Consider the following 14,972-nt stretch of genomic DNA (forward strand, 5'->3'; position numbering starts at 1 on the left):
TATACGTTTATTTAGGGGTTAGTTTGTAAGGTATTTACCCCCTTCCAGCTTAGCTGGAAGGGGGTAAATATAGACTCTTTAGAGCATACGCATAAAGCTAATACCAAAGTCATAACAACGGTGGTCAACACCATACCCAGTACCGCCCCACATAGTACCCACTAAGACGTCGACTTTCCAGGTGTCGTATTGAATTCCCATCCCTACGTTAGCGATTTGTATATCACCTAGGGTAATGGTTGCAGGGTTCTCAAACTCAGAAGGAACACCTGAAGACTCATTGGTATAACCAGCTCGTAGAGTTATCTTGTTATTTAGAAGGTACTCGGTACCTACACTATAACCATGGGCACGATTCCAGCCAGGGTCACCATCAACATTTTGTAAGAATTTTCCGGGTTCATCAAAGGTAGCATTAGAGCCAGGCCAGTTGAAATCACTCCAGTCATTTTCTCGATAATCATAAGTAAAGGTAAGTTTTTTTGTAGGTTTATATGCAACACCTACACCCCATGAAGCACCGTATTCAAAATCAGTATGCCCATCACTTTTTTCATTAGTTTTAAATGGATCAATGTTGCTACCGCCTTTAAGCCTAATCTTTGTATCACCTTCTAGTTTTATGTCACTGCCAGTGCGATATATTGCGCCTACACTCCACTGCTCATTAAACTTATAAAGCACACCAATGTTTCCTTGAAAACCATAACCCCATTTACGGATTTTTGCATCGTAGTTATAGTTCCAGTCGGAGTCAGAGGCAGAGATATAATCTTTCTTAACATCGCCACGCCAAACATTAACAAGCATATCAACGCCAAAACCGACACTTAACTTCTGTGTGACTTGATAACCGATAGAGCCGTTGATACTCATCAAGCCAAGAACGGCAAAAACATCGGCTTCGATTTCTGCATCATTAGCAGGATCAAATATTTTATCGTTGTAACTTGAATATGCCCCGCCTACACCGAATGCACCACCGGCCAGTGTATAGCGACCAAAATTTTTAAATATAAGAAACGATGGCATGGTAGCAGCACCTAACCAAAACTCTTCATCATCATCAAAGTTAGTCGGTTCGGATGGGTAAAAGCCAGGAAATAAATCGCCCTTATTGGGGTCGTAATCACCACCAGGGAGTGAGTTATTTGAAACACCGTTTTTAGCATCAACGTCAGCTGTCATTGAGTACACGCCAAAAGTATAACCAGCACCTTTTAATTGACTTAAACCAGCAGGGTTCCAAAAGACAGCAGAAGCATCATCTGCCAAACCAATAAATGCGCTACCCATGCTCATGGCACGAATGCCTAGGCCTTCCATATTTACGCCACTAGCGTAAGTTTTTGTTGCTGGAACTGAGGACAGTGAGATTAATGCGAGGCTGAGAAAAATACTGCTAAACCAGGTTTTTTTTGAAAGAGGCTCTTTCCGTTGAGAGAGTGAATTCATTATAGTAACCGTTTCCCTTGATTTTATTTTTTATAATCAACGCATTATATCAGAGAATATTAGTATTAGATGATATCGGTGAAACAAATGATATAACGCGAAGGCGTGAATGAAGGGCGTTTAAACAGGGCTTTTGTTTTAGATAAAACCAAATCAAAGGCACTTTGTTCATTCATACTTTGGTATATTGATGGTTTGCCCTAAAGGGAAAAGAAATTTATTCTAATAATGGTATAAGTAAAAAGATGACCCACCCAATAATTGAAAGCCTGTTGTGGAGGCATACCACTAAAAAGTACGATGCTTCAAAAAAAATACCCGAAGAGGAATTAAAGGTACTTTTTGAAGCAATGCGCTTATCACCCTCCTCTATTAATTCACAGCCTTGGCGGTTTGTTGTTATTGAGAGCGATGAAGCAAGACAACGTATGAGTCGGACATTTGCTCATAAATATCAGTTTAACCAAGCGCATGTTTTCGATAGCTCTCAAATTATTCTGTTTGCTCACAAACCACGTTACACTCGTGATGATTTTGCAAAAGTGGTTGATAGAGGGATTGCAGATAAACGTATAAAGCAAGAAGACCGTGACAAAGCCTTTGCTATTTTTGGATTTGCTGAAAGCAATACCGATGAAACAGGGGATACTAGCAACTGGACAAAAGCACAGACCTACCTTGCTTTAGGGAATACTTTACATACATTGGCCCGCCTTAAGATTGACTCTACGGCTTTGGAAGGTATTGATGCGGATTTGGTAAACGAAGAATTTAAAAAAGAGTTGGGCGACTACCGTTGTGAAGTGGCGCTAGCGATTGGTTACCATCACCCTGATGAAGACTATAATGCAAAACTTCCAAAATCACGACACAGCTTAAACAGTGTTTTAGTGCGCATATAAGATGATAAGTACAGGTTTAAAACAACATTAAACAGGCGAATTTTTAGTTTCTATTTTAAATAGTGTGTTGATCGATCTTTGCTTTTGGGGCATAACGAAATAATCAGTACGGTGATGAAAAGGCTGAGCAAGTTAAAAGTGAAAGTGTTTTACCTGTTGAATAAAAGAATGTTCGGCTTCTTTTCCATAACGAGTGTTTAGATACAGTGTTTTTAATGTCGTTAGGTCACCTGCCCTTTGTGGGTATTGTTTAATGGCCCGGTTAAAGTAGTCAGTTGTGGTTTCGTGTGGTTGGCGCTGCCCTATTCTTTTTGCTAATGACTTACACAGTACTAAATATGCGGTTTGAACGGCATCATGAGATTTTTTTTGCAGTAATAGCACAGCACCAATTGAGCCAATGAGCACTAGCCCGCTTAGCACCGCTAACCACTTCACCATGCCTCTCCAGTCAAAAATACCAAGATTAGAGAGAAAATTGAGTTGTTTTTCTGGACCATAGGCGAGAACAGCGTTTTGCCAATAATAATCTAAACTATTGAGAGCCCATTTAAGCTGTTGAGCCCATTGCTGGAAGCCCTCTGGGGGCGTTATAAGAAAATTAATATCGCTATTAGCTTGTTGTGATGAAGGATCAATGCTGTGTTCAATACGGTTAGGTGCGATGGCGGCAGTAGGGTCAATTCGAACCCAGCCCGCTTCTTCTAACCAAACCTCAACCCAAACATGGGCATCTGCTTGGCGGATGTTATAAAAGTCTCCAACTTTGTTATAAACGCCACCTTGATAACCGGCAACAAGCCGAGAAGGAATACCTGCTGCGCGCATTAAGGTGGCAAAACTGGTGGCAAAGTGGCCACAAAAACCGCGTTTAGTATCAAATAAAAACTCTGAAACAGGGTCTTGGCCTAATGAAGGCGGTTTAAGTGTGTAATAAAACTCTTTATTATAAAATTCAAGCGCTTGCTTAATAACGCCTTGATTATCTGCATTGGCTTTAAGCCATTTATTTGCCAAGTCGAAGACTCTCGGGTCTGTGTTATCGGGTATGTGGAGTGCTCGATTCAGGTCGTTGTCAGACGGCTTTGCCTGGATTTTTTGCGAGGTTGAACGAATATTGAACGAAATATTTCGACTGAGTTTTTTATTTAATATTAATTGGTGGTCATGCGTTAAGCGGGCGTTTTTTGGTGCTGCTGCAGGGGTATCAAGTGCAAAAAGCCAATATTGATGATGAGGTTCCATCATCAAGGTGTATTGAATATCTAAACCTTCATTATTGATAGCTTTTGCACGTTTAAATGAGTCTGATTTAGGTGGCGTTAGTGTCCAGGATCGTCCATCGGTTTCCCAAAAAACAGGGCCACGCCAATATAAGTCTTTTTGTTTGGGTGCTGTACCATCAAAACGTACCCTAAAAGCTGTTTTATCAGAGAGGGCTAAGTTTGAAACATTGCCAGGGTTAATCGTGTCGCTTAAACCACTAATTGCAGACTGTTGATTTGGCATGGCCCAAAGAGGCCCAATCATACGAGGAAAAAAAATGAAAAATATAAGCATTAACGGAACGGATAAAAAAAGGATGGCAGCCGAGATGCGTAATAAGCCTGGGTTTTTTAAACGATGACATTGAGTATTGTTGATGGTCAGTGAAAATAAAAGCAAGAAAAACACACAGAAGGCATATGTAGCAATTTCAATGTATTGTTCGAATAAAAAAGGAGTAATGAGTATAAAAAAATTCAAATAAATCACTGCTTGCGTGTCCCTGCTAGAGCGGCTTTCGAGAAGTTTTAATCCCATCAGTATAATTAATAAAGAACTACTGGCATCGCGACCTAGAGACATGCCGAATGTTTTTAATACAAAAAAAGCTAGGCCGATTGAAAGCGGTAATAACAACCATTTACTCGGTAAAGTATTAGGAAACCAGAGAGTTAGTGCTCGCCACGCTAGCAGACTAAAACCGATCACTATAAAGGGGAGAGGAAGTTCACCAATATGTGGAATGATTAGCAGTACACCAATGCTGATGAGTAGTTTGATAATGGTGGGTTGAAGGGGCATGGTTATTTATGAATGTCCGTATAAGGCTAGCGCTTTTAAACATGTATGCAGGTGTGCATGGCCATGATTTGGCTGCTGCTCAACACCGGGTAGGCGTAAACCATACTCAAGGCCTTGGGCTTCGCAGTCTAATAGCCAGAAGCACAGCTGAGATAGTTTTGCTTCGGTGTCTAATGGCTGGCAAAAATGCCAATCTAGCCAGACAGAAATGGACTCTTCAGCACTAAATTGATTACTGTAAAAACCCTTTTCAGCGGCAAAGGCTTTCCAGTTGACTTGTCGATAACTTTGCCCTTGTTGATAGGGTTTTAAGCCAATAAAGTCATCGGTACCAACTTGGTTGCTGGCAGCTTTGTTTTGTTCGTCGCCGGGTTGGTTAATTTCTAGCGATAAGCCACTATCAATTGGTTGGGGGTAAACTAAGATGGCTTGGTTAAAAAGTAGTGGTGACCAAGCTCGAAAAAACCCAAAAGGGAAAGTAGTAGACAGTGTAATGGTATCGAGTGTGTGCCATCCGCGTTGCTTAAACTTGATCGGTAAGGTAATCAATAAGGCTTGATTTTTTTGAACATCAAAAAAAGTTTGTTGGTGCAAATAAGAAGCTTTAATGGCCCAACGTTCAACCCCTTTTGTTTCCTTAATAAGCAATTTCATTTGGCCGCTAGAGCCAGCATAACAAGGGGGAGTTTTGCTCGGTGAAATAATCAACCCATATAGGTTTTTAACGCTATAAAACGTAGACATTTGTGCACTAGCAGCCAATAGAAAGCTAAAGACAAATCCCATACTATTATTGTAATTAATCGAGGCGATCAGCATTAATAAAATAACGACGAGCAGTGATAAGCCGCCTTTATTCGGTAGGATGAAGATACGCCGGTAATTTAATTGAATAGAAGAGTGCTGAGGGGCTTCGCCTTTGGTGAAGCGTCTTAAAGACATGCGTTTTGAAAGAGTAAGGGCCATACGAAGTACGATGCTTAAGTCACTTAACTGTAACACGTGTTTGTGCTGTATAAAGATGAAAAAAGCCGCTATTGCGGCTTTTTATTGTTAGCTTAAAACGTGTCTTAAAGTGTAGGAGCGGATTCTTTTACGCTTGATTTTTCTTCCATGCGAGTCATCCATGCGCTTACTCCTGAGTAATCTGCTAATAAAGAGCCCTCAGGTATCATGCCAAAAAAAGCTAAAATAGGATAAAGAAAATAATCGGCTAAAGAAGCTTGAGAGCCGGTGAGGTAATTGTTGGTGGAAAGCGTTTTATCCAATAAAGCTAGATGTGCCTTCGCCTTAGGGATTGCAGCATCAAGAACGGACTGGTCTAAAGGAATAATTTCAAATCTAAATAAGGCAATTTCATGAATTAGTTCCTGAAAAACATAAGCGTTAATGTAACTAATCCATTGGTTCATGATTGCGCGCTCTTTAGCATCAGCAGGTTGAAGTGCTGGGCCATCAAAGGCCTGATCAATGTATTTGGTGATCGCTAATGTTTCATATAAAACAAAGTCCTCGTGTTTAAAAGCAGGCACTTTGCCTGTCGGGTTAACAGCGATCATTTCTTCAGTATTGGGTTCAAAAGGTAATAGTTCATAAGCAACACCTTTCTCAGCTAAGGCAATGCGGGCTGTTCTTACGTATGTACTGATTGGAAAGCCATATAAAGTAATGTCGCTCATTTCATTTGTCCTATTATTTTGATTAAATGGAAAGTCAATAGTAAGTAATTGTCGTTAGACTGTAAATATCAATATAGGGGAGAAAAATGAGCCAACGCTTCGAAAATAAAGTTATTGTGGTAACCGGTGCGGCCCAAGGGATAGGTAAAGCCTGTGCTTTACGGTTTGCACGTGAAGGTGGTCAGGTAATGATTGCCGACCGTGTGGAAGATCAAGCTTTGTTAGTGCAGCAACAAATACAACAGGAAGGGGGTATTGCTGAAATATGTATGGCAGACCTAGAGACCAGTGAAGGTGCCAAGCACGTTATGCAAACAACCATAGAAAAGTTTGGTCGTATTGATGTGTCTGTTCACAATGTTGGTGGCACTATTTGGGCAAAGCCATTTTGGGAGTACCCAGATGATCAAATTGAAAAAGAAATTAATCGATCACTATGGCCTACTCTATGGTGTTGCCGTGCGGTTATTCCTTTTATGATGGAGCAGCAGTCAGGCGCTATTGTTAACATTGGTTCTGTAGCAACGCGTGGGATTAACCGAGTACCCTACTCCGCAGCAAAAGGGGGTGTTCAAGCGATCACGACCTGTATGGCGCTAGAGTTAGCCGAGCACAATGTGCGGGTAAATTGTGTGAATCCAGGTGGTATCGATCAAGGCGAACGAGCCATTCCTAGAAATACAGAAGCTTACTCAGATGTGGATAAAGCGGGTATGCAAGGTGTATTTGAGCAAACAGTGCGTGATACGCCTATGAAGCGCTTTGGCACACCCGAAGAGGAAGCCGCAGCCATTTGCTTTTTAGCGGCTGATGAAGCGTCTTATATAACAGGGGAAACGATTAACGTAGCGGGCGGTGGAATTGGGTAGCAGTTAAGGTTAAAAGTAAACAATAAAAATAGGGTTTTTATTTAAAATTTGATTTGAATCAAATTTCCTTTGATAATGTTTTGTTGTAAGATCATCTCATTCTGAACCTTTAAGGCCATCAGAATGAGAAGTTTTAATGGGTATTACTGGTAAATTTTAGGTGAGTAAGTGCCTTAAGTAGCGCCAAAAATAACGATAAAATGTTAATGAGTTAGAGGAGATTTGTGTATGGGTAATAAAAGGCTCGAGAGTGATTACAGCCGTTATATGGATTTAAAAGAAGGCTGGGTCGATCGTCGTATTTTTTGGGAGCAAGAGATTTATGAACAAGAGTTAGAGCAGATATTTGCTAAGGCTTGGCAGTTTATTGCGCATGACTCGATGATGCCGAATCCTAATGATTTTTATACCACCTATATGGGTGAAGATGGTGTTATTGCTGCCCGTCAAAAAGATGGAAGTGTGAAAGTGTTTCTTAACTCCTGTACACACAGAGGTAATAAAATTTGCTATGCCGATGATGGAAACACTCGAAACTTCACGTGTAATTATCATGGTTGGGCGTTTGGAACCGATGGTGAATTAAAAGGTCTATCAAATGAGCACGTGTACGATGAAGGTGACATCGATAAAAGTAAATGGGGCTTAAAACAAGCTCGGGTAGATAGCTACAAAGGTTTAATCTTTGCTACATTTGATGAAGAAGCTCCTTCACTTGAAGAGTTCTTAGGTGACTTTAGATGGTATTTGGATATCATGCTTGACCAAGATGACGGCGGTACAGAGTTTATCGGTGGTGGTATCAAAAACTATATTAATGCTAACTGGAAATTCGGTGTTGAGAATTTCGTAGGGGATGCCTATCACGCCTTATGGACACATGACTCAGGCTTTAAGGCAATGAATAACAATGAAGGCTTTCCACCAGCTGATCCAACAGATAGCTACCACGCCAGTATGAATGGTCATGGTTGGGAATTTGGCACCGAAGGGCTGGCCGATATTGCGATTTTAGGTCAACCTAAAGTGCTTGAATATTATGAAAAAATGCGCCCAAAAATGGCAGAGCGCTTGGGTGAGATGAGATCAAAAATATTCGGTTCCTTGGCATCGGTATCGCTATTTCCTAACTGTTCATTTTTACCAGGTATTCAAACATTCCGTGTTTGGTTACCAAGAGGTCCACATAAATTTGAAATGCGGATGTGGACTATCGTGAATAAAAATATGCCAGATGAAATTAAACAAGCCATTAATATTGGTTGTATGCAAACGTTTAACCCAGCTGGTGTGCTGGAAATGGACGATGGTGAAAACTGGGAAGGTAATACATCCGTTAATAAAGGTGTAGTAACACGAAGAGGAAAGCTGCATTACGGTTGTGGAATAAACCGTAGAATTGAACATGAAGAACTGCCAGGTATTGTTTATGCTAGTCAATTTAATGATGCTAACCAACGTCAATTTTATGAGCGTTGGGCTGACTTGATGAACGCGAAAAGTTGGGATCAAGTGCCTACCCGCTACACGCCGCGCTATGCAGGCAAGAAAACAGTCTAGGGGGAGCTAAAGATGACAAACGAAACAACAAGTAATAACAAGGTCGCTTCTTTAGAGTTGATTAATGAAGTACAGCAGTTTTTGTACCGTGAAGCACGGCATCATGATAATGAAGAGTTCAGAGAATGGTTAACGATGTTAACCGAAGATATTCATTATTGGATGCCATATCGTTATCAACGTTATCGTAAAAATGAGAAAGAGCCGACGATTTACGACACGGCTTATTACAACGATGATATGGAATGTTTGGTAAAACGCATCATACGAACAGAAACAGGTACGTGTTGGTCCGAAGACCCAGCAACTCGAAGTGCCCATGTGGTAACGAATATCGAAGTTGAGTTAACGGATAATCCAGATGAATTTAGGGTTTATTCGTTGGTAACTGTGCACAGAAATATTAATGAAGATGAGGAGCACACGATGTTAGGCCACCGAACAGATTTAATTAGACGCGTAGACGGTGTGTTGAAGTTGGCTAAACGTAAAATCATTCTCGATCAAAATATCTTCAAAAATAAAAGTCTAAACGTTTACCTTTAAAAAATAAATAGATTAATAAAGCACCGTTAGTGCTCTATTAATACCGTATATTAGACCCTGCGAGAGCAGGGTTTTTTTAATGGAGTTAAATCAGTGAAGAATGAAACACTTAAAGCCGTGGTGCTGTTAAATATTGCGGGATTGCTATGGGGCGGGAATATGATTTTGGGTCGGTATTTGGCTGATTTTTTAGGCCCCTGGTCGATTGTTAGTACACGCTTGGTGATTGGGGGCTTTATTTTTATATTATTGCTGATGCAAACAGGGGAGCTTAAAAAAATTAAGCATATTACAAACTGGTGGACGTTTATCGCGTTAGCAATTTTCGGCGTTATATTTTTTCAGTCCCTGCTCTACTATGGCTTAAGGCTGACAACTTCAACCAATGCCGGCTTGATTAACTCCTTAACACCACTGCTGACTGCATTTATGGCGGCGGCTTTCTTAAAAGAAAAATTAAATTATCATCATTGGGTTGCAGCGGCCGTCACTATTTTTGGCTTGTTGTTTATACTGGGCGAAGGGGATTTAACCAATTTATTGCTGCTTAATTTTAATGTTGGTGATTTATTAGTATTAGGTGCTGTTATCAGTTGGGTGATTTATAGTCTTATTGCTAAAAACGCGATGATAGGCATGTCTCCCCTACTCCTGACGGCTTTAGGTGTGCTGCTCTCTCTTGTTGTGGTGATCCCATTAGGAATATATGAGGCAAAGGTCATACAAACACCTCATTTAACAGTTAATGCATTCTGGGCCTTAATGTTTATTAGTGTAGGGCCAACGGTGTTGTCATTGTTATTTTGGAATAAGGGTATGAAGGTTATCGGCCCATCGCGGGCTTCATTGTTTTTAAATACGGTGCCTGTTTATATTATTATTATCAATGCCGTGTTTTTGGAAGAAATGCCTTATCAATACCAAATAATTGGGATGGTTTTAATTTTTATGGGCAGTTTTTATGCGGGTTTAAAAGCGCATAAACCAAAGCTAAGGGATTAACACAGGGCTGCCAATTCTATTGCGTTGAACTAGATAGTCGTGAGCCTTGGCCACATCAGACAATGCAAAGCTCTCCCCTACTTGAATATTGATGTGGCCTTTTTCAAGCATTGCTAAATAGCGGGCCGCACTGTCAAGTATCTCTTGTCGGTTTCTCGTGTAATGATATAAAGTTGGGCGAGTTAAATAAAGCGAGCCTTTTTTTGAAAGCTCTAGGACATCAAATGGGTCGGGCTTACCTGATGCATTTCCAAAACTAACCATCAGTCCTCGCACACGCAAACAATCAAGTGATTGGGTAAAGGTGTCTTTACCGACGCCATCATAAACAACATCTACTTTTTGACCGTTGGTAATTTCATCCACAGCCTTAACGAAATTCTGTTCAGTATAATTAATAACAAAATCACAACCATTACGTTTCGCTATACGGGCTTTTTCAGCAGAGCTAACAGTGCCAATAACGGTTGCTCCAACAGCTCGGGCCCATTGACAGGCAATTTGGCCAACACCGCCCGCGGCAGCATGAATGAGGATGACATAGCTCGGTTTTAATTCATGTAGTCTGCAAAATAAGTATTCAACCGTCATACCACGTAGCAAGCTGGTGGCGACCGACGTATCATCAATATTATCGGGGATAGGAACTAGTTCATTAATATGAATGACCCTATATTGTGTGTAGGCACCCTTAGCGGCAGAATAAGCCACACGTTGACCAACTGAAAACTCGGTAACGCCCTCGCCCACTTGTTCAATGACCCCAACGGCTTCATCGCCTAAGGTGGCGGGTAAATCAATTGGGTAGAGACCAGAGCGGAAATAGGTGTCTATATAATTAACGCCAATTGCAGTTTGTTTAAGTAGTACTTGCTGTGCTTTAGGCTCTTCGATAAGGGTCGTGTCGAGTTTGAAAACACTGGAATCACCAGTTTGATAAATATTGGCAGACAAGTTTGTATGCATATAAGTTCCAAGAGGTTAATGGTTTGCAGAAATTAGCAAAGTATAGTTTGCAAGTAAAATCGAAATTTAAAAACTTTGTTTAATGAAAAAAGTTGATGCAAACATGAGTAAAGCAACTATATACTGTATAGAAATAAGCGAAATATGGCTAATGTAAAAATTGGCGCGGCTTTTATTAGCCTAATTCTAGTTAAAAACCATTGACAAATATATCTGGATTATTATAGTTTTGAACGCTTGTTTGATTGGTAGTGAAGTTAAATAATTAATAGATTCAGCTGATGAGGGGAAATAGTGAAATCGATAAATCTTAAAAGAATAAAAGGCGCACGCCTTTTGTGTGTGCTTGCCTTGGCATTTCTGGTGACAGGAATTGCAACGGCAGAAAACGGAACGTCAAGTGAACAAGGTGAGTTTCAACGATTTTGGCCGGATAACCTTTATGCGGTTGAGTTTGTAAACGAGAATATTGGTTTTATAGCGGGATATTCGGGTTCTGTCTTTAAAACAGAAGACGGTGGTGAAACATGGTCTGCTATTTATATCGGTGTCAATGAGTTAATTCGTCACTTATCTTTTGTAGATGCTAACAATGGATGGGCGGTAGGCCATCGAGGCTCCATTCTACACACAGCAGATGGTGGCTTTACATGGGTTGTTCAGAAACAAGACGAAGGAAATTATTTAAGAGATATTTCATTTGCAGACGTAAATAATGGCTGGGCTGTTGGACATGGCGCGGCTATTTGGCATACCTCAGATGGCGGTAAAAACTGGGAAAAGCAAACTTTAACAGGCTTTGATGGTAGAGACTTACCAAGGTTACATGGTGTTGTGGCTAAGGATGCAGATAGTGCCATTTTAGTTGGTGAGTTTGGCATGATTGCCCATACTGAAAATAAAGGTGAGCTATGGTTGGTTAGCTATAACCCAAGTAGAGCTACATTGCTTTCAGTAGCATCACATGGTGATGGGGCAATTGCAGTAGGTCTAGATGGGGGTGTGGTTAGTATTGCTTTGGCAACAGATGAACAATGGGCTGAAGTAGAAGCGATTGAGCAAGCGCTGCAAGCAAAAAAAGAAGAAAAAGCAAGAAAGAAAGCAGCCCGTAAAAAAAGAGAGTATGTGCCTGAGCATGTAGAGCCATTACCAAAAGTGGATACCAACTACTACATAACAAAAATAGACAGTGGTCTTACCAATCATTTATATGATGTATCAGCAACAGCGAGCAATGAAGTTGTTGTGGTAGGTGCTTCGGTTATGTTTAAAGTCTCAGAAGCTGAAAAGGAAGTCGCAGCTGCAATAGAAAGCGATGATGCTACGGTAGAAGTCGTTACAGAGCCTACATATACAGTAACAAACTTGATGCCTGAGGAAGGCTTCCCACTGCCTTATACTTGGATTGGCGGTGTGGATGTGACTGATTCAGGCACAATCTGGGCTGCGGGTTTACGTGGAATGATCGTAAAAGGTAATTTGAATGATATGTCCTTTGGACAAAAACTAAATATAGCTGAGTCAGAGAACGTAAAGCTGATATCTAGTCGTTGGGGAGAAAAATAATGATTAATAAATTGTCTAGCTTTATCGCAAGAAGGCCGGTGCTAGTTGCATCAATATTGACGGTGCTAACTATTATTCCTGGCTATTATGCGTATAAGGGTTTGTCACTTAATGTAGTTCTTGAAGAAATGCTACCCGCAAACTCTAATAATGTAGAATTATTTTTACGGTTTGGTGAACAGTTTGGTGGTGCAAATACAACCCTAATTGAAGTAAAAAATAAAAAAGGGAATATTTATAACCTAGATTATTTAACTAAGTACAAACAAATAGCCGAAGACGTTTATTACAATAAACATACTTACCGTCACTTAAGTCAGTCTTTAGTATTAAGGAAAACTAAAGCTATTTCTGGTGGTGGCGGGCGTGTGGGCGTGGATGCGCTTTTATGGCCAGACTTACCTAAAACTGAACAAGAAATGACACGGATGCGTCAGTTTGTTAATAAACAATATCGTGGCCTTCAAGTATCTAACGATGAGACTTCAGCGATAGTTATTACAGACTTTAGAGACGAAGCTGATAAGTTAGAGGTTTTGAACTTTTTCCTAGATTTACGTGAGAAATATGAAGGGGAAGACTTAGAAATCAACTTTGTTGGTCGTCCAATTCTTCTTGGGTATATTTATCAGTCACTTGACTCAGTTTTCAATATTTTGGCAGCATCACTATTGATTATTGCAGTTATTTTGTTCATGTATTTTAGAACGTGGGTTGGGGTGTTTATCCCAATGTTTACTGCAACAGTTGCTACCATTTGGGGATTAGGTGCAATGGGTGCGGTTTCTTATAATTTAGATCCGTTGCTTATCCTACTTCCAGCATTTATTTTCGCTATTGTATTGTCGCATGGGGTACAGTTTACAACGCGTATTTTAGACAATATTGCGGCTTGTGAAGAGCGTCCCTCACATTGTCGAGAGGTTACTAGAGACGGCTTGGCATTGTTATTGGTACCAAGTACCGCTGCCATTATTACAGATGCAGCTGGCTTTGGTGTGTTGGGCTTGGTAGCAATACCTAGTATTGAGTCGCTAGCGGTTATTTGTGGCCTTTGGTTACTTTCAGTTGTTCCAGCGCTGATATTCGCTGCTTCTGTGATGTGTTTGATTAAACCACCTAAATCACATAAAACAGGTTCAATTCTTCTCAATAAAATTTGGGGAGCGGTTATCAATATGGAAGACCATGCTTGGACGATGGTTGGTGCTACTGCTTTATTGTTAGTAATGGGTGGTTGGTACTCACAAAATCTAACTGTAGGTGATACAAAAGGTAGTGCAATTCTGTGGCCTGAAGCTCGTTTTAATAAAGATGTAGAGTCAATTAATACAAGGTTTTCCTTCTTAGGTACCGATATTATGCAGGTGTATGTAGAGGGTGAAAAAGATACCATGCTTGAACCATCTGTTTATCATCAAACAGAAGCGTTAGATCGTTATGTGTATGAGCATATGTCAGAAGTGCGTCCTGCTATTAGCTTGGTACCAATCATTAAATTGATTAACTCTGTTCTTTTTGAAGGGGATCCTTCATACGCGATCATCCCGGACACAGCAGAAGAAGTTGGTTTTGATATTTACATGTTCCGCTCAAGAGGTGAGCCTGGTGATTTTGCCAGCTATACCAACAAAGAGTGGGAAATAGGTAACATCTCCTTTTTCTTAGAAGACCATAGTCGTCCAACAATCCAAAAGTTAAGAGATAATCTGGATGCTTTCTTTGCTAATGAGAAAGAAGTTGTTAGTGATGCAAAGTTCCTTTATATGGGTGGACAAGTTGGTATTGTTGAGGCACTCAATGAAGAAATTGTTAATTCAAATGTGAAGACGATGGTTGCAATTGCATTTGTAATTTTCTTTTGTATTGTCTTGTACTATCGTTCTGTAACAACGGGTTTAATTCTATTGTTTAGTTTGGCTACTGCTAACTCATTGACATACGCTTTTATGGCTTGGAAAGAAGTGGGCTTAAACGTTAGTACTTTACCACTTGCTGCACTTGGTGTAGGTTTAGGTGTGGACTACGGTATTTATATGATTGATAGAATTAAAGAAGAATATAAAAACCTAGGGATAAAAGATGTCCATGAGGCAATACACCAGGCTTTCTTAACATCGGGTAACGCGATATTTATTACAGCGGTTACCATGATTGCGCCATTAATTCCTTGGGCTGTTGCATCACCATTAAGGTTCCAGGCAGAAATGGGTATGTTGCTAGCACTTGTATTATTTATGAACATGTTAGGTTCGTTACTATTCGTACCCGCAGCCATTGCCGCTTTCCATCCTAAAGCATTGTTTAAAATAAAAGAAAATGCTGCGTAGCAATAAAACAACGTTGTTGTAAAAATGACA

The 14,972-nt window shown here is 40.3% G+C and carries 12 protein-coding genes; 7 read left to right on the forward strand and 5 right to left on the reverse strand.

The window, feature by feature from the left end; translation table 11 throughout:
• Positions 1–78: 78 nt before the first annotated feature.
• On the reverse strand, positions 79–1,455 hold the full coding sequence (locus CPC19_RS01550; RefSeq protein ID WP_016390238.1) for an OmpP1/FadL family transporter: 1,377 nt from the start codon (positions 1,453–1,455) through the stop codon (positions 79–81).
• A 245-nt stretch (positions 1,456–1,700) separates the two neighbouring features.
• Between CPC19_RS01550 and CPC19_RS01555 the strand changes: the two genes are divergently transcribed.
• The gene (locus CPC19_RS01555; protein ID WP_015007051.1) at positions 1,701–2,357 is read left to right on the forward strand and encodes a nitroreductase family protein; all 657 of its coding nucleotides are present in this window, start codon (positions 1,701–1,703) and stop codon (positions 2,355–2,357) included.
• 132 nt (positions 2,358–2,489) lie between these two features.
• Here CPC19_RS01555 and CPC19_RS01560 read toward each other — a convergent pair whose 3' ends face one another.
• The 3 genes from CPC19_RS01560 to CPC19_RS01570 all read right to left on the reverse strand — a co-directional run bounded on the left by CPC19_RS01560 (position 2,490) and on the right by CPC19_RS01570 (position 6,103).
• Entirely contained in the window at positions 2,490–4,424 is a 1,935-nt protein-coding gene (locus CPC19_RS01560; RefSeq protein ID WP_016390237.1) for a DUF3488 and transglutaminase-like domain-containing protein, read from the reverse strand.
• Between the two features lie 6 nt (positions 4,425–4,430).
• Complete coding sequence (locus CPC19_RS01565; RefSeq protein ID WP_035850642.1) at positions 4,431–5,426, reverse strand: DUF58 domain-containing protein; 996 nt, start codon at positions 5,424–5,426, stop codon at positions 4,431–4,433.
• Positions 5,427–5,494: 68 nt separating this feature from the next.
• Positions 5,495–6,103: a glutathione S-transferase family protein gene (locus tag CPC19_RS01570; RefSeq protein WP_016390235.1), complete on the reverse strand. Its 609-nt coding sequence runs from the start codon at positions 6,101–6,103 to the stop codon at positions 5,495–5,497.
• Between the two features lie 86 nt (positions 6,104–6,189).
• On the opposite strand from CPC19_RS01570, the gene CPC19_RS01575 reads away from it, so the two are divergent.
• From CPC19_RS01575 to CPC19_RS01590, 4 genes are all read left to right on the forward strand, one after another.
• Positions 6,190–6,972: a 1,6-dihydroxycyclohexa-2,4-diene-1-carboxylate dehydrogenase gene (locus CPC19_RS01575; protein ID WP_016390234.1), complete on the forward strand. Its 783-nt coding sequence runs from the start codon at positions 6,190–6,192 to the stop codon at positions 6,970–6,972.
• 228 nt (positions 6,973–7,200) lie between these two features.
• A complete protein-coding gene (locus CPC19_RS01580; protein WP_016390233.1) occupies positions 7,201–8,532 on the forward strand; it encodes an aromatic ring-hydroxylating dioxygenase subunit alpha in 1,332 nt (443 codons plus the stop codon).
• Between the two features lie 12 nt (positions 8,533–8,544).
• Positions 8,545–9,078 (forward strand): 3-phenylpropionate/cinnamic acid dioxygenase subunit beta, encoded by a 534-nt coding sequence (locus CPC19_RS01585; protein WP_015007045.1) that lies wholly within the window; start codon positions 8,545–8,547, stop codon positions 9,076–9,078.
• A 93-nt stretch (positions 9,079–9,171) separates the two neighbouring features.
• Complete coding sequence (locus CPC19_RS01590; RefSeq protein ID WP_016390232.1) at positions 9,172–10,080, forward strand: DMT family transporter; 909 nt, start codon at positions 9,172–9,174, stop codon at positions 10,078–10,080.
• Here the strand turns inward: CPC19_RS01590 and CPC19_RS01595 are convergent.
• Positions 10,069–11,046 (reverse strand): quinone oxidoreductase, encoded by a 978-nt coding sequence (locus tag CPC19_RS01595; RefSeq protein WP_016390231.1) that lies wholly within the window; start codon positions 11,044–11,046, stop codon positions 10,069–10,071. The two genes, CPC19_RS01590 and CPC19_RS01595, sit on opposite strands and share 12 nt — an antisense overlap.
• Positions 11,047–11,340: 294 nt before the next feature.
• On the opposite strand from CPC19_RS01595, the gene CPC19_RS01600 reads away from it, so the two are divergent.
• On the forward strand, positions 11,341–12,612 hold the full coding sequence (locus tag CPC19_RS01600; protein ID WP_035850639.1) for a YCF48-related protein: 1,272 nt from the start codon (positions 11,341–11,343) through the stop codon (positions 12,610–12,612).
• On the forward strand, positions 12,612–14,942 hold the full coding sequence (locus CPC19_RS01605; RefSeq protein ID WP_016390229.1) for an RND family transporter: 2,331 nt from the start codon (positions 12,612–12,614) through the stop codon (positions 14,940–14,942). Before CPC19_RS01600 ends, CPC19_RS01605 begins: the two co-directional genes overlap by 1 nt.
• Positions 14,943–14,972: the final 30 nt, after the last annotated feature.

The sequence above is a fragment of the Cycloclasticus sp. PY97N genome, assembly GCF_002443175.1.
Lineage (GTDB): Bacteria > Pseudomonadota > Gammaproteobacteria > Methylococcales > Cycloclasticaceae > Cycloclasticus > Cycloclasticus pugetii.

Bases quoted from the DNA above. Each gene is read 5' to 3' on its own strand.
- CPC19_RS01570 (WP_016390235.1), bottom strand. From the start codon at position 6,103: ATGAGCGACATTACTTTATATGGCTTTCCAATCAGTACATACGTAAGA.
- CPC19_RS01575 (WP_016390234.1), top strand. From the start codon at position 6,190: ATGAGCCAACGCTTCGAAAATAAAGTTATTGTGGTAACCGGTGCGGCC.
- CPC19_RS01595 (WP_016390231.1), bottom strand. From the start codon at position 11,046: ATGCATACAAACTTGTCTGCCAATATTTATCAAACTGGTGATTCCAGT.
- CPC19_RS01555 (WP_015007051.1), top strand. From the start codon at position 1,701: ATGACCCACCCAATAATTGAAAGCCTGTTGTGGAGGCATACCACTAAA.
- CPC19_RS01585 (WP_015007045.1), top strand. From the start codon at position 8,545: ATGACAAACGAAACAACAAGTAATAACAAGGTCGCTTCTTTAGAGTTG.
- CPC19_RS01580 (WP_016390233.1), top strand. From the start codon at position 7,201: ATGGGTAATAAAAGGCTCGAGAGTGATTACAGCCGTTATATGGATTTA.
- CPC19_RS01560 (WP_016390237.1), bottom strand. From the start codon at position 4,424: ATGCCCCTTCAACCCACCATTATCAAACTACTCATCAGCATTGGTGTA.
- CPC19_RS01550 (WP_016390238.1), bottom strand. From the start codon at position 1,455: ATGAATTCACTCTCTCAACGGAAAGAGCCTCTTTCAAAAAAAACCTGG.
- CPC19_RS01605 (WP_016390229.1), top strand. From the start codon at position 12,612: ATGATTAATAAATTGTCTAGCTTTATCGCAAGAAGGCCGGTGCTAGTT.